Raw genomic sequence first — 20,301 nt, 5'->3', positions numbered from 1 at the left:
GTACGTTCACGATACCAATGGTGAAATCCTGTTCGCTATTATTAATGGTTTCTACCAGTCTCACCGACGGAAACGCGGCGAAAACGCTGCCCAACCCGGACTGGGAGTGGAGTAGCGCTTGAATACGAACGGGGAGTGGAGTGACGCTCGAACACGAACGGGGAGTAACGTACCGCTCGAGGATCGTCGTCCCGAGTGCAACGGGGTTTTACGTCTCCCCGGTGGCGTATCCGTGTGGACTCACACAACGTTCGGCGTCAGTGGGCGGAGCGGTCCGGCGAGTTCTCCCCGGCGTACTACGCGTACTACGGCCCGAACGAGACGAGCGACGTTCTCCTGCACATCCTCGAGGAGTCGATCGACAAAAGCGCGCCCGTCCTGGAACTCGGGTGCAGTTGCGGTCGTCACCTCGCCCACCTTCGCGATCACGGCTTCGACACCCTCGCGGGGATCGACCTCAACGAGGACGCGTTCGACGTGATGGCGGAGCACTACCCCGACCTGGCCGCGAGCGGGGAGTTCTACTCGGAGGCCATCGAGGACGTCGTCGGCGGGTTCGAAGACGACCGGTTCGCCGCGGTCTACTCCGTCGAGACGCTCCAGCACGTCCACCCGGACGCCGAGTGGGTCTTCGACGAACTGTCCCGGATCGCGGCCGACCTCCTCGTCACCGTGGAGAACGAAGGCGACCTCGACGCCGGCCGGCCGTCGGACGCCGACGCCTCGAGCGGATTCGGGGGCGAACGCGAGGAACCGGCCGACCCGCAGGTGAGCTACGTCAACGACGAGTTCCCCCTCTACCACCGCGACTGGCGCGCCATCTTCACCGACCGGGGCTTCGTCGAGGTCGCCTCGACCTCGAGTCGGAAGGACACCGTTCGGACGTTCAGGTCGACCTCGTAGTCCTCGACCCGCTCGGCGTCTCGTTCACGAACCACGGACCGTCACGTTCGCGACGGCACGTGATCGCCGTGTTCCGGCCCTCGGGCGGCGGGGTCGCGATCCCGCTCGAACGTCGGGACGGCCGACACCCGCTCGAAAACCGCCTCGGGGTCGCGGTTCCAGTGCCAGTGCCACCGGGTCCTCGCCAGACAGCGCAGTTTTCGTACCGTCGACAGCGACGGTTCCCGGTCGAGCACGTCGTACCCCTGCGCGCGGACGACCGCGTGGTGTTCGGCGTAGAGCACCGCCGCGAGCAACACCGGAAGCTGGCAATCCTCGGGGAGGTAGCGGATGCCAGCGACGCCCTCGCGGTAGCGGTCCTCCGCGCGCTTCAGTCCCTCGCGCATCGCGCATTCGAATTCGTCGCTCGACTCGAGGCGCACGAGTTGTTCGTCCGGAACCCCGTGGGCGTCCAGGAGCTCCCGGGGGAGGTAGATCCGGTCGCGCTCGACCACGTCCTCGCGGACGTCTCGCAGGAAGTTCGTCAGCTGGAACGCCTCCCCCAGCGCGATGGCGTGCGGGAGGGCCGACTCGGGGTCGTCGGGCTCCATGATCGCGGTCATCATCACGCCGACCGAGGCCGCCGATCCGCGCATGTACGCCTCGAGTTCGGCGTACGTTTCGTACCGATCCGTGTGGATGTCCCGCTTCATCGCGTCGACGAAGACGTTCACCTCCTCGTCGGCGATCCCGTACCGTTCGCGAAGCTCCCGGAACGCCACGAGCACCGGTTCGTCCGTCTCGCGCTCCCCGAGGGCCTGCGCACGGAGCTCCTCGAGCCTGGCCGCCTGTTCGGCCGGGGGGACGCCGTCGGCGTCGTCGACGACCTCGTCGGCGATCCGGAAGAACGCGTAGAGGACGTGCGTGGCGTTTCGCACCCGTTCGGGGAGGAATCTCGTCGCGAGGTAGAACGTTTTCCCGGTTCGTCGCTGGATCTCCTTGCCGGCCTCGATGTGGTCCTGTTTCATGTCCGTCTTCGCCGGTGACGCCCGTCACCGGACGGCTGTCAGCGAGTGGATGCGTCCTTCGACACACGCGATAAAAAGGCCTATCCCTCACTAGGCTGGGTTTCGCCGAACGACTCGTCGAGACGGTTCGCTCGGCGATTGGGCCGTGCCGGTGGAATGGCGACCGTAAGACGTCCATCGACGTGGTGAGCGCCTCGCCCGAGACGTTTCGGCTGTCGACGTAATCGGCGCAGTGACCCCTTCCAAGCGCCATTTGTCGTCGATGGACGCCATCGACTCGAACTATCCGTTTTCGTTTCCGTTTCGTCCCCGTTAGTTGGGCGACAGCGCCACGTCCGTGCTCTCCCCCTCACACGCGTCGAGCGCGTCGTCGGCGTCGGAGAAGTGGTCGTTGGCGTCCAGTTCGTTTCCGTCCGCGAGCGCGGCGACACCGTCGGCGAACGTTTCGGCGGCGGTCGTCAGCCCGTCCGTCTCGCCCCTGAACGCTTCGAACTCGCTCCGGAACTCCTCGGGCGCCTCCTCACGTCGATTACTCGAGCAGTTCCTCGGCGAGCATCGGAATGAACGTCCCGATGTCGGTGACCATGCCGACCGCCTGTGCGCTACCGCGGTCGAGCAGCTGGGTGACCGTGGCGGGGTTGATGTCGACGCAGACGGTCTTGGTCGTCGAGGGGAGGCAGTTGCCGACGGCGACCGAGTGGAGCAGCGTCGAGAGCATGAGCACGAGGTCCGCCTCCTGGGCCTGTTCGCGGATGGCGTTCTGGGCCTCGATGGCGTCGGTGATCGTGTCTGGCAGCGGCCCGTCGTCGCGGATGGAGCCGGCGAGGACGTACGGGACGTCGTTGACCACGCACTCGTACATCACGCCCTCGTCGACGACGCCGGCCTCGACGGCCTCCTCGATCCCGCCGAGGCGGACGATCTCGCTGATCGTGTAGATGTGGTGTTTGTGCCCCTTCCGCGGGTGCTCGAGGCTCTCCGTGTCGACGCCCAGCGAGGTGCCGTAGAGGTCCCGCTCGAGGTCGTGGACGGCGAACCCGTTGCCCGCGCTGAGGGCGTCGACGTAGCCCTCCCGGACGAGGTCGGCGAGGGCGTTCCGCCCGCCGGAGTGGACGATCGCCGGCCCGCAGACGGCGAGCACGTTCCCGCCGTTTTCCTGCACCTCGCGCATCTCGTCGGCGATCTCGGCGATGAGCGACTTCGAGGGGCGCTCGCTCGAGACGCCGCCCTGCATGAAGCCGAACGACCCGCCCCCGTTCCGGGGGCGCTCGGGCGGTTCGACCCGGATGCCGGTCTCGCCGGTGACGACCAGGTCGCCCTCCTCGATGGCGTTCAGGACCTTCGTTCGGACGCGCGTCTCCCCGTTCCCGCGGTCGCCGGCTTTACCGGCTCCGTGCGGGTCCTCCGGCCCCGATTTCTCCACGACGAGCGCGCAGTCCATCTCGATGTCCTCCACCTCGTGCCACTCGCCGTCGATTCTGACGTACGTCGGGTGGTTCGTCGTCGAGTAGAAGTCGATCGGGACGACCTGGTCGTCCGGCGCCGCCTCGAGGGTGGCGTCCCGGGGATCGGCCACCGTGGCCCCGTTCTGGTTGAGTTCGTGGACGATCTCGCGCAGGTTCTCCTCGCTGTCGGCGATGACCCGCATCCGACAGTAGGTCTCGGCGTGCTTGTGGCGGCCGACCTCGAACTCCTCGACCTCGAACTCGCCGCCCATGTCCATGACGAGTCCGAAACACCGCCCCATCGTCCCCGAGTCGATGATGTGCCCCTCGAGTTCGACGGTTCGCGTGACTGTCATTGCGACGACCTTGGCGACGGGGGACCGTGAATGTGTGCGTCTTCGACCGGACGCCCGGAGGGCACCGCGAACGCGCCGGTCGACTCCCGACCGGGAACCGATAGTCGGTTCCGACTCTCTCGAACGCCGTGACGTCCGGAAAGTCCTATGCCGACCGGTAGCATACGTTCGGACATGGCCAGCGAATCAGCCGCGACGGATCGGTCACGGTGCGTCAACTGCGGATTCGAGGCGCCAGGTGGCGACGACGCCTGGCGCCGCCTCGAGGTACCCGGACTGGGACGGATGACGCAGTGTCCGGAGTGTGAGAGCACGAACGTCATCACGGGCCGGTGATCGGCACCTCGCCGGCGGGACGAAACGGGGAGTGAAGCGCACGGGGGATTCGGTCGTCGACGGTACCGGCTCTGTCCTCTGGATTCGGGGTGAATCGGGGCGAGCAATCGTTCGACCGAGTACTCTCGGAACCGAGGGTTCGCCGCCCGCGACGATCTACGTTCCAAATCGCCTCCACCCGGCCCCGAACGCGGGACCGAGAGCCAGGCCGATGGCGATCCCCATCGGCAGATTATCCGTGGCGACGCCGATCGCGACGCCGACGGGAAGGCCGACCGCAAACCCCGTTCCCAGCGCATCGCGGGTACCGTCGTCTTCAGTTCGACTGGACATCGGTACCCATTCGTCGTGTCGAACGATAGCTCTCTCCCTCCGAATATCCGAGAATCTTCGAAGTGTTCCGGGAGTGGGCAGGTCGCGTCGACGGGGACGGCGTCGAACGAGGCGATTCGATCGAGACAGACTCTTGAGTCTCTCGCCCGTATCTCGAGTATGGCCCACCAGTCCGACCCCGACGACCTCCCCTCGAGCGACCCGGAGTGGCGCGAGGATCTGAGCGACGAAGCGTACCGCATCCTCCGCGAGGCGGGGACGGAACCGCCGTTCAGCGGCGAGTACGTCGACCACAAGGAGGACGGGAGCTACGCCTGCGCCGGTTGCGGCGCCGAACTGTTCGACTCGGAGACGAAGTTCGACTCGGGTTGCGGCTGGCCGAGTTTCTACGACGCCGACGACGATAAGATCGAGACCCGCCTCGACACCAGCCACGGTATGCGCCGCACGGAGGTGCTGTGTGCGAACTGCGGCGGCCACCTCGGCCACGTCTTCGACGACGGCCCGAACCCCACCGGCAAGCGCTACTGCATCAACTCGGTGGCGCTCGAGTTCGAGGACGAGGACGAGGACGAGTGACGGAGGATCTCGATCCGGTCCGCTCTGCACCTGACCACTGCGCGTTAGATCAGCACTCGTCGCTGACGCGCGTGATTCCGCCCGACTCGTCCAGTTCTTTCGGCGGGAGTCGCGCGACGTCGAACCAGAACTCCCCGACCGTCCGGAGGGCGTCGACGCACCCACCCGGATCCGCCGGTTTTCGCACGTAGGCGTTCGCTCCGCGATCGTACGCCCGCTCGACGACCGCCGGATCGTCCGATCGGCCGAGCACGATCAGCGGAACGGCGGCGAAGCCGTCGCGATCGTCCAGCGGGTCGAGGAGTTCGGTCGCGTCCGCGCCGGACACCTCGAGGTCCACGATGACGAGGTCCGGACGGGGCACGTCCCCGCGGTCGCCACACCGGCCGAGGTATCGGCGGGCCTCCCGGCCGCCGACGACGTGCAGCCGGGTCTCGCGTTCCTTCCCCGCGAACGCCGTCGCGTACGGACGGTCGCCCTCCGGCGTCGGGCCCACCACCAGCACGTCCACCGGATCGGGTTCACGACCACTCATTGTGGGGACGAGGAATCGACGGTATAAAGAGTGAACTGGTACACCCCCCGTGACAACAGGTCGTTCCGCCGCACCGGGTGTTATCCCCGCCGAAACGACAACCACGTCGTCCCGTCGATCCTCACGGCGGGTACAAGTACGCTCGACGTCTACGACGGGTATGATTCCACTGATCTCCGATCCCGAGAGCCTGGCCCCGTTCGTCGGCCCGTCTTCCGCCGGTACGGACTCCGCCTTCCGCCTGCTGGGCCACCGACACCGGCGATCGGTTCTCCGGCACCTGGCCAGCCACGAGGGAACTCGGCCCGTCGCGCTGTCCGATCTCGCGGTTCGGATCGCGCTCGAGGATCGCCGCGGGGACGTCACCGCCGACGGGTCCGTCTCGACGGGGGATCGGCGGACGATCGAACTCTCGCTTCGTCACACCCACCTCCCGATGCTCTCGGACGCGGGCGCCATCGAGTACGACCACCGGAAGGAGACGGCCTCGCTGACGGAGGAGGGTCGCACGTTACTCGATCGCTCGAGCGCGATCCGCGGCTCGTTCGGCTGATCGCGCGTGCGCTCGACCGATCTGGGACTCGCTCGCTCGAGCGCGATTTCCCTCGTCCATTAGAGCGTCCCTACCCGCGTACGCAAGCACCATCCCCTCCAGTGTCCGTCCGATACTCCGTTTTCATGCCGACCGAAGACCAGGCTGTTCAGCGCTTGCAGGAGGTCGGTTTGACGGAGTACGAAGCCCGGTGTTTCGTCGCGCTCACCCGGGTCCCGGTGGCGACGGCGTCCCAGGTCGCGACCCTCTCGGAGGTGCCCCGGTCCCGCGTCTACGACGCGGTCGATCGACTCCACCGGCGCGGTCTTGTCGACGTGCAGCAGTCCGAACCCCGGGAGTACCGGTCGATCTCGATCGACGACGCGCTCCAGATCCTCCGGGAGCAGTACGAATCGTCGCTCGAGGCGGCCGACGACGCGCTCTCGCAACTCCACCGATCGAAGGGCGTCGAGGAGAAGGGCGCCTGGGCGATCGCCGACCACGAGCACGTGACGCGGCGGATCGACACCCTCCTGGCGGACGCGACGGAGGAGATCTACGTCCTCGTCGCCGACGACGACCTCGTTGGTCCGGCGTTTCGCGAGGCGCTATCGTCGGCGCCGGACGGGGACGTGCGGACGCTCGTGGAGGTACCCTCCGACGAGGCCGCGGAGCGAGTCGAGACCGACGTGCCCTCGGCCGAGGTGGTCGTCACGGAGCTTGCGGCCGGTCCGGCGGAACTCGAGGGGAAGTGGTTGGGTCGAATCGTCATGATCGACCGACGATCGGTCCTGATCGGCGCGCTGGCCGAGGGGGCGCGTCCGGGGCAAAACGAGGAGACGGCGATCTGGGCGAGCGGACCGGACCACGGTCTCGTCGTCGGTACCCGCCACGTTTTCGGATCGCGAATCGACTCCGGGACCGTCTTCGACTGAACCTCGTTGTCGGTCTGAAACCGTCGAAAACGTCGTCGTTGGCTGCCCTCGGGGTCGATCGAGCCCGCTCGAGAATGCAGGCACCACCCTTTTCGACGCGACCGGCGGACGCTGGCCTATGGCCGCCAACCCCGACCAACCGACCGCCGACGAACTTCGCCAGGGACTCACGGTTCGGATCGTCCAGGAGGACACTGACGTCCACTCCGAGGACGAAGAGCCGATCGTCGGCGAGGTCGCCTCGATCTACGAGGAGACGACGGAGGGGCCCCTCGTCGAGCTAAAAAGCGGCGTCACGGGCCACGTACGGGAGTTCGTCGTCGACGAGTGATCGACGCGGTCCCGGTCGAAACCTGATCGATTCGGTCGACGTGCGACCGCGCGCGTCGGCGAACTCGGATTCTCCGCTTCCGCTCGCGCTCGCGTATCGTCCTGCGTTACCCTCGAGTACCGTTCGCATCACCTCGGGCTCCGACCGCCGTCCGGCCGGCGCGCCACCGCCGATCGTTTTCGTCGCCCGCACGTCGAACTGGTCGGGTGGCTGCGGACGTCGCACTCGTCACCTGGTGTGAACTGCGAACAATGACTTTCGACGGATCTCACCGCAGTCTTCGGGTCTGATGGAGAAAGATTTATATAGTTTTGGCGCTTACCCTGGGTTAGTAACAACATGACTCTCGAGCAACTCACTCGCGAACAGGGCGGACTGATCCGCCGGTACGAGTACGACGACGGGTCGGTGCTCGCGATCGACCTCGGGATCGGCCCCGAGGCGTCGGTCGACGTCGTCGACGACACCGTCATCGTCGTCGTCGAGGACGAGCAGTACGACTTCGAACTTCCGGACGACGTGGACGTTGCGCACACGTTTATCAAAAACGGCGTGCTCACTGTCGAAATGGAGGGCAACAGATGAAACTCACCGTCAAACCCTTGAAGCAGAAGGACGCGGGACGCGGGCTCGCGGCGATCGATCGCGCCTCGATGCGCGAACTCGACCTCGAGAACGGGGACTACATCGTCATCGACGGCAAGGGTGACGGACAGGCCGTCGCCCGCGTGTGGCCCGGCTACCCCGAGGACGAGGGCCGCGGCGTCATCCGAATCGACGGTCGGCTCCGCCAGGAGGCGAACGTCGGGATCGACGACCGCGTGACCGTTGAGCAGGCGGACGTCAAGCCCGCGAACTCGGTCACCGTGGCCCTGCCCCAGAACCTGCGCATCCGGGGCGACATCGGCCCCCTCGTGCGCGATAAGCTGAGCGGGCAGGCCGTCACGGAGGGGCAGACGGTGCCCTTCTCGCTCTCGTTCGGGCCGATGGCCAGCTCCGGTCAGTCGGTGCCGCTGAAGATCGCGAGCACGTCGCCCTCGGGAACGGTCGTCATCACGGACTCGACGAGCATCGAGATCTCCGAGACGCCCGCTGAACAGATCTCCTCGGGCGCCGGCGGCTCCGCCGAGGGCGTGCCGAACGTCACCTACGAGGACATCGGCGGCCTGGACAGCGAACTCGACCAGGTCCGCGAGATGATCGAGCTGCCGATGCGCCACCCCGAGCTGTTCCAGCAACTCGGCATCGAGCCGCCCAAGGGCGTCCTGCTCCACGGGCCGCCGGGCACCGGGAAGACGCTGATGGCGAAGGCCGTCGCCAACGAGATCGACGCCCACTTCGAGACGATCTCCGGCCCGGAGATCATGTCGAAGTACTACGGCGAGTCCGAGGAACAGCTCCGCGAGATCTTCGAGGAGGCCGAGGAGAACGCCCCCGCGATCGTCTTCATCGACGAGATCGACTCGATCGCGGCCAAGCGCGAGGAGGCCGGCGGCGACGTAGAACGCCGCGTCGTGGCCCAGCTCCTCTCGCTGATGGACGGCCTCGAGGAGCGCGGCCGCGTCACCGTCATCGCGGCGACCAACCGCGTCGACGCGCTCGACCCCGCGCTCCGCCGCGGCGGTCGCTTCGACCGCGAGATCGAGATCGGCGTTCCGGATAAGGACGGCCGCACGGAGATCCTGCAGGTCCACACCCGCGGGATGCCGCTGTCTGACTCCGTGGACCTCGACCAGTACGCCGAGAACACCCACGGCTTCGTCGGCGCCGACCTCGAGTCGCTGACCAAGGAGGCCGCGATGAACGCCCTGCGGCGCATCCGCCCCGAACTCGACCTCGAGGCGGAGGAGATCGACGCGGACGTGCTCGAGTCGCTCCGGGTGACCGAGCGCGACTTCAAGGAGGCGCTCAAGGACATCTCGCCGTCGGCGCTGCGCGAGGTCTTCGTCGAGGTCCCCGACGTCACGTGGAACGACGTCGGCGGGCTCGAGGACACCAAAGAGCGCCTGCGCGAAAACGTCCAGTGGCCGCTCGACTACCCCGAGGTGTTCGACGCGCTGGACATGGAAGCCGCGAAGGGCGTCATCATGTACGGCCCGCCGGGCACCGGCAAGACGCTGCTCGCGAAGGCCGTCGCCAACGAGGCCCAGTCGAACTTCATCTCGATCAAGGGCCCCGAGCTGCTGAACAAGTACGTCGGCGAGTCCGAGAAGGGCGTCCGCGAGGTATTCGAGAAGGCGCGGTCGAACGCACCGACCGTGATCTTCTTCGACGAGATCGACTCGATCGCGACCGAGCGCGGCCGCGGCGCCACCGACTCCGGCGTCGGCGAGCGCGTCGTCAGCCAGCTGCTGACCGAACTCGACGGCCTCGAGGAACTCGAGGACGTCGTCGTGGTCGCCACGACCAACCGTCCGGACCTGATCGATCCCGCGCTGCTCCGTCCGGGACGGCTCGACCGCCACGTCCACGTGCCGGTCCCCGACGAGGAGGCTCGCCGCAAGATCTTCGAGGTCCACACCCGCGACAAGCCCCTCGCGGAGGCGGTCGACCTCGACCGGCTCGCGAGCGAGACCGAGGGCTACGTCGGCGCGGACATCGAGGCCGTCTGCCGCGAGGCCGCGATGGCCGCCAGCCGCGAGTTCATCACCTCGGTCGAACCCGAGGAGATGGCCGACACCGTCGGTAACGTCCGCATCAGCGAGGAGCACTTCGAACACGCCCTCGGCGAGGTCAACCCGAGCGTGACCCCCGAAACCCGCGAGCGCTACCAGGAGATCGAAGAGCAGTTCGAGCAGGCCGAACCCGAACCGGCCGAGCAAGTCGGCAGGACGTTCCAGTAGGGGTCTCGAGCCGCGGTTTTCGGCTCCGACCCTCCCGTTGCGTCCTAGCCTCCGTTTTTCTCCGCGCGTTTCGACGTCACCCGTTCCCCCGGGAGAGTAACACGACTCCGTAGTGCGGTGGTGCGGAAAACGTCGTGTTCAGGTCGGCTGAACGACGTCACACGCCGGGCAGCGAATCGCGGGCTGTTCCCGAGAAGCTTCTTCCCGGTGCGGAGTATCGATTCGCCGAGAAAAGTATAGGTGGAAGAGCGTATCGGCGGGCGAGTATCGAATCGGAGGACGGTGAGAGGCCGTATCTACTAGCCGGACTTTCAACGACCAGCACTGGAAGGCGAACTGCTATTCTCAGTTCGAGTATAAGACTTCCCTATGCGACGCAGACAAACGGCCGAGGAAACCGAGGACGAGTCGAACGGTTGGTTAGATCGAGCGAGAGGGCGTTCAAACGAATCCGCCGCGGACGATTCAGGGAGCCTGTTGGATCGAGCGAGAGGGAGTACAACCGAAACCACAGCGGATGACTCGGGGAGTTGGTTCGATCGAGCAAAAGCGAAGTACGGACTCGGTACGCTGCTCGTCGCCGCTGGGGTGGTCCTCTTTCTGTTCCCAGAGCCCATCACCTCGACTGCAGGTCTCGTACTGATCGGGGCGGGTGTCCTGCTCTGGCTCGTCAGCTGGTTCCGGTAGACGAACCAGCGGACCACTTCGCAGTTTCCGGCCGATTCCGTCCTCAGTCTACCGCTCGCCCGAGGCCGCGTTCGCCGCCTCCCGAACCGTCTCGACGGAGAGCGACGACAGGGCGACGAGGTCGCCGCCGGTTTCCTCGGCGACCAGTTCCGAGAGCCCCGCTCGAGCGCCGTCGCCGGCGTCCACGACCACCACGTGCACGGGGTCGTCCACGGCGGCGAGGGCTCGAGCGGCTCGCCGGGTCGCCTCCGTGGGACTGCCGTCGGCGACGTTGGCACGCCCGTCCGTGACGAGGACGACGACTGCGGCGTCCGTCTTCGCCCGGTCGATCACCTCGCGGGCGGTCTCGAGGCCGGCTGGGAGGGGCGTCCGATCGCCCGAGGGGAGTTCCTTGAGGTGGCGCGCGGCGAGCGTGACGCTGTTCGTCGGGGGGAGGAGCACGTCGGCGTCCTCGCCCGCGAAGGCGACGAACGCGACCTCGTCGCGGCGCTCGTAGCTGTCTCGGAGGAGGTCGAGGACGACGCCCTTGGCCGCCCGCATCGCGGGTCGCATCGAGGCGCTGGCGTCGACCGCGAAGACGATGGTCACCGAGGTTTCGCCCGCCCGCACCGACTGCCGGAGGTCCTCCTTCCCGACGCGGGTCTCGCCGCGAGCGGCCGCCGAGCGAACCGAGGCCGCGGCGTCGATCGGACCGTCTCCGGTCGCGGGCTCGGTGCGAACGCGGGCGCCGCGGTTGTGGACGCTGGGGGTCTTCTTCGCCCGCGATCCCCCGGAAGCGCCGACGTCGGTTCCGTCGACGGTCGTCTCCTCGACCTCCTCGAGCGAGGGCGCCGTCCCGTCGCCGATGCCGGCGCGCTGCTGGCCGGGGACGAGCGGGGTCGCGGTGTCCTCGTCGCCGGCGTCCGAATCGCCATCCCCATCGCCACCCCCGTCACCGTCGCGGTCGCTCGAGCCGCCCGATTCGTTCCCAGCGGATCCGTTTCCCCCTGCCTCCGCCTCCGCACCGTCGGCGTCGGCGTTCGTCGGCGCGGGGCGTTCCGAAGGGCGGTTCGAGCCGTCACCGTCCCCGTCGAGGGTCCCGTCGTCGTCCGATTCGTCGGGACTCCCACTCGAGTCGCCCCCGTCTCCCCCGGACTCGTCGGCGTCGTCCGGGTCGGACCTCGGATCCTCGTCGGCCCCGTCGTCGTGTTCGGAATCGTCGGCGTCGGTCGAATCGTCGTCGGCCCCTCCGTCCGCGTCGTCGAAGCGGTCCTCGAGCAGGTCCTCGAGGTCGGGTTCGTCTTCGAAGGGCGTGCTGCGGAGCCGGTGCGGGAGGGCGTAGGTCGCGGCCTCGTACACGTCCGGTTCGATGACCGTCGCGCGCCCCTCGAGCGCGGCGATCGTCATCGCGGTCCGGGCCGTGGCGACGTCGCCGCGGTGGCCGTCGACGCCCGCCTCGAGGCAGAGTTCCGCGATCTCCTCCTTGAAGTCTCGGGGGAGGGAAACGCGCGGGAGGAGGTCGCGGGCCTCCTCGAGCGTCCGCTTCAGGTCGGCGACGTCGTCGGCGTACCGCTCGGCCGGCGACGGTTCGTCGCCCCCGACGCTCCCGTCGTCACCGCTGCCACCGTCGCCCACCGACCCGTTCGCGAGCACCCGATCCATGATCTCGACCCGGTCGTCGACCTCGCGACAGCCGACGACGGTCGCCTGGAGGGCGAACCGGTCCCGGAGTTGGGGGCGGAGGTCGCCCTCCTCGGGGTTCATCGTCCCGATCAAGGTGAAGTTCGCCGGGTGTGCGACGCTCATCCCGTCGCGCTCGACGGCGTTGACGCCGCTGGCGGCCGCGTCGAGGATGACGTCGACCAGGTGGTCCTCGAGGAGGTTCACCTCGTCGACGTAGAGGATGCCGCGGTTGGCGCGGGCCAGCAGGCCGGGGTCGAAGTCGGCCTCGCCGGCGAGGGCGTCCTCGACGGAGAGGGTGCCGACGACCCGGTCGCGGGTCGCGCCGAGTGGGAGGGTCACGAGCGGGACGGGACGGGTCTCGATCGGGAGGTCCTCGGGATCCCGCGCTCGGCAGTCGCCGCACTGTTCGCGGGGGTCGTCGGGCGAACAGCCGTAGGGGCAGTCCGCGACGGCCCGCTGCTCGGGGAGAAGGTCGACCAGGGCCCGGACGGCGGTCGACTTCGCGGTCCCCTTCTCGCCGACGATCAGCGCCCCGTCGAGGTCGTCGTTAGCGGCGACACAGAGTAGGACGCGCTTTAATTCCTCCTGCCCGACGATCGCCGGAAAGGGAAGTGACGACACCTTTTTGTCCCCGGCGTTGACAACCATGCTTGAGCTAATACAATCGAGGTTTAAAAACGCCATGACACGGATCGGGATTTACACCGCGACGGAGAACGAACTCGGCTCGATCGGGCGCGCGGCGGAACGCCTCGAGAGCGAGGGCGTCGACCTCGTCGTCAGGTCTGAGAGCGACCTGGACGACGAGGCGGCGGTCGAGGAGTTCGTCGAAGAACTGCGAGAGGCCGCGGCGGCGGTCTTCTGGCTCCACGGGGCCGAGGACAGCATGCCGGGGTACGACTACGCGACCGGCGCGCTCGAGGAAGCGGGCGTTCCGCTGATCGTGAAGGCAACGGGGGACGCCTTCGCGTTCGAGGACACGACCGTGAGCGAGGAACACCGCGACCTCGCCTACGAGTACCTCGAGAAGGGCGGGACGATCAACGTCGAGAACCTGTGTCGGTTCCTCGTCGAGACGTTCGAGGGGCGGGACTTCGAGGTCCCCGCGGACGATCCGACGCCGCTGCCGACCGAGGACGTCTACCACCCCGATCACCCGGGGATCGAGTACGAGGAACTGCTCGAGACGTTCGACCCCGACGCGCCCACGGTGGTCATCTGGTTCTACGAGTCTCACTGGACACACGAGAACACCCGGTACGTCGACGCGCAGGTGCGCTCGCTCGAGGAGAAGGGTGCGAACGCGCTGCCGATCTTCTGCAACCCTGCGACGGACTCCGACGAGCAGGAGGACGCCGAGTGGGTGACCGATAATTGGTTGATCGACGACGACGGCGAACCGATCGTCGACGCGGTGCTCTCCTCGTTCATGTTCTCCCTCTCGATGGACGAGCGCGGTCGCAGCGCCAGCGACGAGGGCCAGAGCGCCGAGGACGTCTTCCTCGACCGCCTCGGCGTGCCCGTGGTCCAGACGATCACGACGATGCGCTCGCGCTCTCGCTACGAATCGAGCGACACGGGCGTGATGGGCTTCGAACTCGCCCTCTCGGTCGCCCTGCCGGAGTTCGACGGGAACGTCATCACCCACCCCATCTCGGGCAAGGAGCGCACCGAGGACGAGGCCGGCATCGGCTCGGCGCCGAAACACCACTTCCCGATCGAGGACCGCGTCGAGCACGCGACCAGCCTCGCGCTCAACTGGGCGCGACTCCGTCACACGCCAAACGACGAGAAGACGGTCGCCGTCGTCCTGCACAACTACCCGCCGAGCGACGACGGCATCGGGACCGCCTTCGGCCTCGATAGTCCGGAGTCCACCGTCAACTTGCTCGAGGAACTGGCCGAGCGCGGGTACGATCTGGGGAGCGAGGCGCCAACGGACGGTCAGACCCTCGTCGAGACGCTGACCGCCCAACTCACCCTCGAGGACCGCTGGGTCGCCCCCGAGGACGTCCGCGACCTCTCGGTCGACGTCGTCTCGACCGAGCAGTACGAGGAGTGGTTCGCCGAGGCGGACGAGCGCTTCCGGGAACACGTCGTCGAGGAGTGGGGCGAGGTTCCGGACCGCCCCTTCGCGATCCCCGGAACCCAGTTCGGAAACGTCCTCGTGACGGTCCAGCCCCCGCGCGGGTTCGGGATGGACCCCTCGAAGGTGTACCACGACTCGGACCTGCAGCCGCCGCACGACTACTACGCCTTCTACGCGTGGCTGCGCGAGGAATTCGAGGCCGACGCCGTGGTCCACCTCGGCACGCACGGCAGCCTCGAGTGGCTCCCCGGCAAGACCGTCGGGCTGAACGGCGCGAGCGCGCCCGATCAACTCGTCGCGGACCTCCCGAACGTCTACCCGTACATCGTGAACAACCCCGGCGAGGGGACCCAGGCCAAGCGCCGGTCCTACGCCGCCATCGTCGACTACCTGACGCCCGTGATGCGCGATGCAGGTGTTTACGACGACCTCGCGGAACTCGAGGAACTCGCCAACCAGTACCGCGAAGCCGGGATGGAGGACGCCCGAACCGACAACGGCGAGCACCTCGAGACGCTCATTCGGGAGGCGGTCGAAGACCTCGATCTGGCCGTGGAACTCGGTATCTCCGGAACGATCGACGAGACGGTCGACGTTCGCGGCCCGGACGAGGCCGGATCGACGCTCGCTGAGGGCGAGGTAGACGGAGACGACCTCGAGATCGACGACCTCGTCGAGCGGATCCACGAGTACCTCACGGACGTGAAGACGACCCAGATCCGCCTGGGGCTGCACACGATGTCCGAACCGCCGGAGGGGGAGCGCCTGATCGAGTACCTCGTTGCCCTCACCCGCCTCGAGAACCCCGGCGCGCCCAGCCTGCGCGAGAGCGTGGCCGGCGCGCTGGGGGTCGACTACGAGGCGATGCTCGAGTCCCCCGGCGCCTACGACGAGGACCTGGGAATGACCTACGCGGAGGCGGCCGATATCGTCTACGAGACGAGCGTCGAGTTGATCGAGACGCTGGCCGAGCACGACTTCGACGTGCCCGTTTCCGAACTCGAGGGCGGTCCCGAGGACGAGGTCAACGTCAACCTCCTCATCGTCGACCTCGAGACGATCGGCGACGCGAAGGCGAAGCCGGGCGCTCACGACGACCTCCGGGAAGTCCTCGCGTACATCTGCGAGGAAGCGGCTCCGCGCGTGCGCGGCGCCGAGGACGAGATCCCCCGCACCGCGGACGCCCTCGAGGGCGAGTACGTGCCCCCCGGCGGCTCCGGCGCGCCGACCCGAGGCGGCGTCGACCTGCTGCCGACGGCGCGCAACTTCTACACGCTCGACCCGCGCAAGGTGCCCGCCAAAGCGGCGTGGCAGGTCGGCAAGGAGGTGGCCGAGGGGGTCCTCGAGCGCCACCACGCCGAGGAGGGCGAGTATCCCGAGGAGGTCGGCGTCGTGGCGTGGGGCACCCCCACCGTCCGCACCCGCGGCGAGACCGTCGCCCAGGTGCTCGCGATGATGGGCGTCGAGCCGAAGTGGACCGACGCGGGTCGGATCGACGACGTCGAACCGATCCCGCTCGAGGAGCTGGGTCGACCGCGCGTCGACGTGACGACCCGCGTGTCGGGGCTCTTCCGGGATGCCTTCCCCGCCGCTGCGGGCGTCATCCACGACGCCGTCGACGCCGTGGTCGACCTCGACGAACCCCACGAGATGAACTTCGTGAAGAAACACGTCGAGGAGGAGCAGGCCGAACTCGAGGCGGAAGGTTTCGACGAGTCGGAGGCCAAAAAAGCGGCCCTGCACCGCGTCTTCACGACCAAGCCAGGCGGCTACGGCGCCGGGACGAACAAGGCCGTCGACGAGGGTAACTGGGACGACCGTTCCGATCTGGCGAGCGTCTACGTCCAGTGGGGCGGCTACGCCATGGGCAAACGCGGGAAGGTGTCGGACGCCCACGACGCCTTCGAACGGCGCCTCTCGAGCGTCGACGCCACCGTCAAACTCGAGGACACGATGGAGCAGGACGAGTTCGACTCCTCTGACTGGTACGCGTTCCACGGCGGATTCATCTCCGCGGTGGCCGAAATCTCGGGCGAGGAACCCGCTTCCTACGTCGGCGACTCCTCGGATCCGGACAACGTCTCGGTGTACACCAACGAGGAGAAGGTTCGCAAGGCGATGCGCGCCCGCGTCCTGAACCCCGACTGGCTCGAGTCGATGGAGGAACACGGCTACAAGGGCGCCGGCGACCTCTCGACGACCGTCGACGTCACCCTCGGCTGGGACGCGACGACGGGCGTGATCTCGGATACGCTCTGGGCGGAGGTCGCGGAGAAGTTCGCCTTCGACGACGCTCGTCAAGAATGGATGCGCGAGGTGAACCCCTGGGCCCTCGAGTCCATCACCGACACGCTGCTCGAGGCCGTCGACCGGGGCCTCTGGAACGCCGACGAGGAGACGGTCGACCGCCTGCGCGACCTCAACCTCGAGGTCGAGGGCGACCTCGAAGCGCGAACGACCAACGACGCCGTGGGGGTGACGAACGATGACTGACGAAGCGATCCGGTCGCCGACTACCGACCGGGCGGAACGCGTTCGGCCGACGATCGACACCCGGTACAACGAGAGTGATACTCGATGAGCGACGCCGATCAAAATCAGGAGCGAGACGGAGAGTTCGAGAAGGAGTACGCCGACCTCGGCGCGACGACGAAGAACGCGATGGACATCGCGCAGACGAGCCTCGACATCGTCCGGCAGTTCGTGCCGGACGAGACGCTGGCCGACCGAGTGCGTCAAAAATCGGTCCACTCGATGGGCGACATCGAGTTCCAGCACATGATCCGCTTTACCGGATCGGACGAGGTCGGCGACGACGAAGACGCCCCCGTCCGAGCGGGTGCGCGAGCGGTCCTCGAGGAGGCCGACATCGTCACGGACATCACGATGGTGAAAGCCGGCGTTACGGGTCGGGGCCACAACTGTGAGGTCTACAAGGCCATCGGCCACGGGACCGAGCTGGCGAAGGAGACCGGAATGACCCGGACCGCCGCGGCGATGCTCGAGCTGGACAAGGAGGGCGCCTTCGAGGGGTCGATCGTCTCGATCGGCAACGCGCCGACGGCGGCGCTCGCCCTCGCCGACTGCATCGAGCAGGGAACGCGACCCGCGGTCGTTGTCGCGAACCCGGTCGGCTTCGTCAAGGCCGAGGAAAGCCGACGGCGCATCCGCGAGGTGAGCGAGGAGTACGGCGTCCCGGCCATCACCCACGTCGGCCGGCGGGGCGGCAGCGGCCTCGCCGCCGCGCTGACGAACGAACTGATCCACGTCGCGAAGGACGCTCGAACCGCCAACCTCGAGCTGGACGTCACCGCCGAGGAGCGGGCTCGAGACGGGCGGAATCGGATCGTCGACGAGGCCGAGTCCGAGGACGGAGACGGGGACGAGTAGGATGGGCGACGACTACGACCTCGAGTCGGGACCGGATCCGGCGACGTTCGCGGCCGCAGCGCCCGAGCCGGACACTGATGAGAAAGGGGACACCCCGGTGTACGCGGTCGGCGTCGGCCCGGGGAACCTCGAGTACCTCACCCCGCGCGGCGAGCGGGCGATCCGCGAGGCTGACGTGGTCGTCGGCTTCACCACGGTCGTCGAGTTCGTCGAGGAGTGCACCGACGCGGACCTGCTGACCTGCGGGTACAGGGACGAGGCGGAGGCGCTCGAGGCGTTCGCCGAGCGCGTCGCCGCCGGCGAGCGCGGGACGGCCGTCGCGATGGGCGATCCGAACCACTCGGGCTACCAGTTCGTCGGGAAGGTCCAGCGGGCGGTCCGCGAGGCCGATTCCGAAACACCGGTCCGGGTGATCCCCGGCATCTCCTCGCTGCAGGTGGCCGCTAGCCGCGCCCGAACGCCGATGGAGGACGCGGAGTTCGTCACGCTGCACAAGAGCGGCGACCTCGAAGCCGACGTGGAGCGCCTCGTGAGCGCGGTCGTCGACGACGAGCGACACGCGCTCGTCCTCCCGCGACCGTACGATCGGATGCCGGGCGATCTCGCTCAGATGTTGCTCGAGAACGGTGCAGAACCGGACCTCGAGGCGCTGGTGCTCGAGAAGCTGACCCACGACGACGAGGGGATCCACCGCTTCACGCTCGCGGAGCTATCGGAGCACGCCGGCGGTGACGGTCCCGAGGACACGCCGTTTTCGGATCTGGTGGTGCTGGCGGTTCGGCAACGAGTGGTGATCGAATGACCGCCGCGCCGTCGACGGGGCCGCGAGGGTTCGTCCTCGGCGGCGTCAGTTCCGGCGTCGGGAAGACGGTCGCGACGCTCGCGATCGCGAAGGCGCTCGAGTCGGCCGGCTACGAGGTCCAGCCGGCGAAGGCGGGGCCGGACTTCATCGATCCGAGCCACCACGAGGCGATCGCCGGCCGTCCCTCGCGTACGCTCGACCTGTGGCTCTGCGGCGAGGAGGGCCTGCTGCGAAACTACCACCGCGGGGAGGGAGACGTGTGCGTCGTGGAGGGCGTCATGGGCCTGTACGACGGCTCGGGCTCGAGCACCGCGATGGTCGCCGAGGCGCTCGACCTGCCCGTGGTCCTCGTGGTGGACGCCAAGGCTGGGATGGAGAGCGTGGCCGCGACCGCCCTCGGATTCCAGCGGTACGCGGAAGAGATCGGCCGCGACATCGAAGTGGCTGGCATCGTCGCCCAGCGCGCCCACGGCGGACGCCACGAGAACGGGATCCGGGACGCGCTTCCGGCGGACCTCGAGTACTTCGGGCGAATCCCGCCGAATTCGGACCTCGAGATCCCGGACCGCCACCTCGGCCTCCACATGGGCGAGGAGGCGGCGCTGCCGGAGGCCGCGCTCGAGGCGGCCGCGGAGACGATCGACGGCGAGCGACTGGCGGCGGTGGCTCGCTCGCCACCTTCGGTGGACGACGAACCGATCACCGACGCGGTCGACGCCACGGTCGCCGTCGCCGACGACGCCGCCTTCTGCTTCCGCTACCCGGCCACCATCGAACGCTTCCGCGAGCGCGCGAATCTCGTCACCTTCTCGCCGGTCGCGGGCGACCCCGTCCCCGACTGCGACGGCGTCTACCTCCCCGGGGGCTACCCGGAACTGCACGCCGAAGGACTCAAGACGTCGGGGACGCTCTCCGAACTGGGGGACCTGGCGAGCGAGGGGCTCCCCGTTCTGGGCGAGTGCGGCGGCCTGATGGCCATGAGCCGGTCGCTCACGACGGCGGAGGGCGAGCGCCACGAGATGGCCGGCATCCTGCCCGCCGACGTGACCATGCACGACCGGTACCAGGCGCTCGACCACGTCGAACTCGAGGCGCTCGAAGGAACGCTGACGGCCGCGGCCGGCGAGCGGATCCGAGGTCACGAGTTCCACTACTCGAGCGCGGACGTCGATGGCGACGCCCGGTTCGCCTTCGAGACGGTCCGGGGCGACGGCATCGACGGCGACCACGACGGTCTGATCGAGTACGAATCGCTCGGGACCTACGTCCACGTCCACGCCGAGAGCGGCGCGTTCGATCGGTTCCTCGAGTCGCTCGTCGAGTGAGGCGCTCGAGCGAGACGCGCGGCCGCTGAACCGAACGGGGGAGGACGCTCAGGAGAGTCGCTTGAAGTCGCCGTCGCCGCACGTACACTCCTCCGCGACGCCGATCGGTCGAATCGCTCCGTCCGGCTTCACCTCGGAGACGTACACCGAATCGCAGGATTGACACACCGCGATGACCTTCGAGACCGATTCTGACTCACTCATCACCCGT

18 protein-coding genes are annotated in these 20,301 nt (G+C 67.9%); 12 read left to right on the top strand and 6 right to left on the bottom strand.

Annotated elements, in window-relative coordinates; translation table 11 throughout:
• Positions 1–234: 234 nt before the first annotated feature.
• Complete coding sequence (locus RJT68_RS13515; protein WP_407037084.1) at positions 235–903, top strand: class I SAM-dependent methyltransferase; 669 nt, start codon at positions 235–237, stop codon at positions 901–903.
• A 41-nt stretch (positions 904–944) separates the two neighbouring features.
• Here RJT68_RS13515 and RJT68_RS13510 read toward each other — a convergent pair whose 3' ends face one another.
• Both RJT68_RS13510 and RJT68_RS13505 read right to left on the bottom strand, forming a co-directional pair.
• Positions 945–1,910: a phytoene/squalene synthase family protein gene (locus RJT68_RS13510; protein ID WP_407037083.1), complete on the bottom strand. Its 966-nt coding sequence runs from the start codon at positions 1,908–1,910 to the stop codon at positions 945–947.
• 529 nt (positions 1,911–2,439) lie between these two features.
• Complete coding sequence (locus RJT68_RS13505) at positions 2,440–3,711, bottom strand: ornithine cyclodeaminase (RefSeq protein ID WP_407037082.1); 1,272 nt, start codon at positions 3,709–3,711, stop codon at positions 2,440–2,442.
• Between the two features lie 174 nt (positions 3,712–3,885).
• On the opposite strand from RJT68_RS13505, the gene RJT68_RS13500 reads away from it, so the two are divergent.
• Positions 3,886–4,047, top strand: coding sequence for a hypothetical protein (locus tag RJT68_RS13500; RefSeq protein ID WP_407037081.1), 162 nt, complete (start codon positions 3,886–3,888; stop codon positions 4,045–4,047).
• Positions 4,048–4,203: 156 nt separating this feature from the next.
• Here the strand turns inward: RJT68_RS13500 and RJT68_RS13495 are convergent, their stop codons facing one another.
• The gene (locus tag RJT68_RS13495) at positions 4,204–4,380 is read right to left on the bottom strand and encodes a hypothetical protein (RefSeq protein ID WP_407037080.1); all 177 of its coding nucleotides are present in this window, start codon (positions 4,378–4,380) and stop codon (positions 4,204–4,206) included.
• Positions 4,381–4,539: 159 nt separating this feature from the next.
• On the opposite strand from RJT68_RS13495, the gene msrB reads away from it, so the two are divergent.
• Entirely contained in the window at positions 4,540–4,959 is a 420-nt protein-coding gene (gene msrB / locus RJT68_RS13490) for a peptide-methionine (R)-S-oxide reductase MsrB (RefSeq protein WP_407037079.1), read from the top strand.
• A 49-nt stretch (positions 4,960–5,008) separates the two neighbouring features.
• On the opposite strand, the gene RJT68_RS13485 is transcribed toward msrB, so the two are convergent.
• Positions 5,009–5,494, bottom strand: a complete 486-nt coding sequence (locus RJT68_RS13485) for a response regulator (protein ID WP_407037078.1) — start codon at positions 5,492–5,494, stop codon at positions 5,009–5,011.
• Between the two features lie 160 nt (positions 5,495–5,654).
• Here RJT68_RS13485 and RJT68_RS13480 point away from each other — a divergent pair, with 160 nt between their 5' ends.
• The 5 genes from RJT68_RS13480 (at position 5,655) to RJT68_RS13460 (ending at position 10,135) form a co-directional block, all read left to right on the top strand.
• On the top strand, positions 5,655–6,047 hold the full coding sequence (locus tag RJT68_RS13480) for a DUF7344 domain-containing protein (RefSeq protein ID WP_407037077.1): 393 nt from the start codon (positions 5,655–5,657) through the stop codon (positions 6,045–6,047).
• A gap of 125 nt (positions 6,048–6,172) precedes the next feature.
• Entirely contained in the window at positions 6,173–6,961 is a 789-nt protein-coding gene (locus tag RJT68_RS13475; RefSeq protein ID WP_407037076.1) for a TrmB family transcriptional regulator, read from the top strand.
• Between the two features lie 118 nt (positions 6,962–7,079).
• On the top strand, positions 7,080–7,292 hold the full coding sequence (locus tag RJT68_RS13470) for a DUF2196 domain-containing protein (RefSeq protein ID WP_407037075.1): 213 nt from the start codon (positions 7,080–7,082) through the stop codon (positions 7,290–7,292).
• 339 nt (positions 7,293–7,631) lie between these two features.
• The gene (locus RJT68_RS13465; protein WP_407037074.1) at positions 7,632–7,877 is read left to right on the top strand and encodes a DUF7127 family protein; all 246 of its coding nucleotides are present in this window, start codon (positions 7,632–7,634) and stop codon (positions 7,875–7,877) included.
• Positions 7,874–10,135 (top strand): CDC48 family AAA ATPase, encoded by a 2,262-nt coding sequence (locus tag RJT68_RS13460; protein WP_407037073.1) that lies wholly within the window; start codon positions 7,874–7,876, stop codon positions 10,133–10,135. The genes RJT68_RS13465 and RJT68_RS13460 overlap by 4 nt, the downstream gene beginning before the upstream one ends.
• Positions 10,136–10,870: 735 nt before the next feature.
• Here RJT68_RS13460 and RJT68_RS13455 read toward each other — a convergent pair.
• Positions 10,871–13,132, bottom strand: a complete 2,262-nt coding sequence (locus RJT68_RS13455) for a VWA domain-containing protein (RefSeq protein ID WP_407037072.1) — start codon at positions 13,130–13,132, stop codon at positions 10,871–10,873.
• A gap of 34 nt (positions 13,133–13,166) precedes the next feature.
• On the opposite strand from RJT68_RS13455, the gene cobN reads away from it, so the two are divergent.
• The 4 genes from cobN (at position 13,167) to RJT68_RS13435 (ending at position 20,090) form a co-directional block, all read left to right on the top strand.
• A complete protein-coding gene (cobN, locus tag RJT68_RS13450) occupies positions 13,167–17,066 on the top strand; it encodes a cobaltochelatase subunit CobN (protein ID WP_407037071.1) in 3,900 nt (1,299 codons plus the stop codon).
• A gap of 84 nt (positions 17,067–17,150) precedes the next feature.
• Positions 17,151–17,963, top strand: a complete 813-nt coding sequence (locus RJT68_RS13445) for a precorrin-8X methylmutase (protein WP_407037070.1) — start codon at positions 17,151–17,153, stop codon at positions 17,961–17,963.
• Position 17,964: 1 nt separating this feature from the next.
• Positions 17,965–18,765, top strand: a complete 801-nt coding sequence (locus tag RJT68_RS13440) for a cobalt-precorrin-7 (C(5))-methyltransferase (RefSeq protein ID WP_407037069.1) — start codon at positions 17,965–17,967, stop codon at positions 18,763–18,765.
• On the top strand, positions 18,762–20,090 hold the full coding sequence (locus RJT68_RS13435; protein ID WP_407037068.1) for a cobyrinic acid a,c-diamide synthase: 1,329 nt from the start codon (positions 18,762–18,764) through the stop codon (positions 20,088–20,090). Before RJT68_RS13440 ends, RJT68_RS13435 begins: the two co-directional genes overlap by 4 nt.
• Positions 20,091–20,138: 48 nt before the next feature.
• Here RJT68_RS13435 and RJT68_RS13430 read toward each other — a convergent pair whose 3' ends face one another.
• The gene (locus tag RJT68_RS13430) at positions 20,139–20,294 is read right to left on the bottom strand and encodes a hypothetical protein (RefSeq protein ID WP_407037067.1); all 156 of its coding nucleotides are present in this window, start codon (positions 20,292–20,294) and stop codon (positions 20,139–20,141) included.
• Positions 20,295–20,301: the final 7 nt, after the last annotated feature.

The organism is Halovalidus salilacus, from assembly GCF_031852275.1.
In the GTDB taxonomy this organism is placed as follows: Archaea; Halobacteriota; Halobacteria; order Halobacteriales; family Natrialbaceae; genus Halovalidus; species Halovalidus salilacus.
Note: the sequence above shows the minus strand (reverse complement) of the source record. Positions and strands in the feature narration are given on the sequence as shown.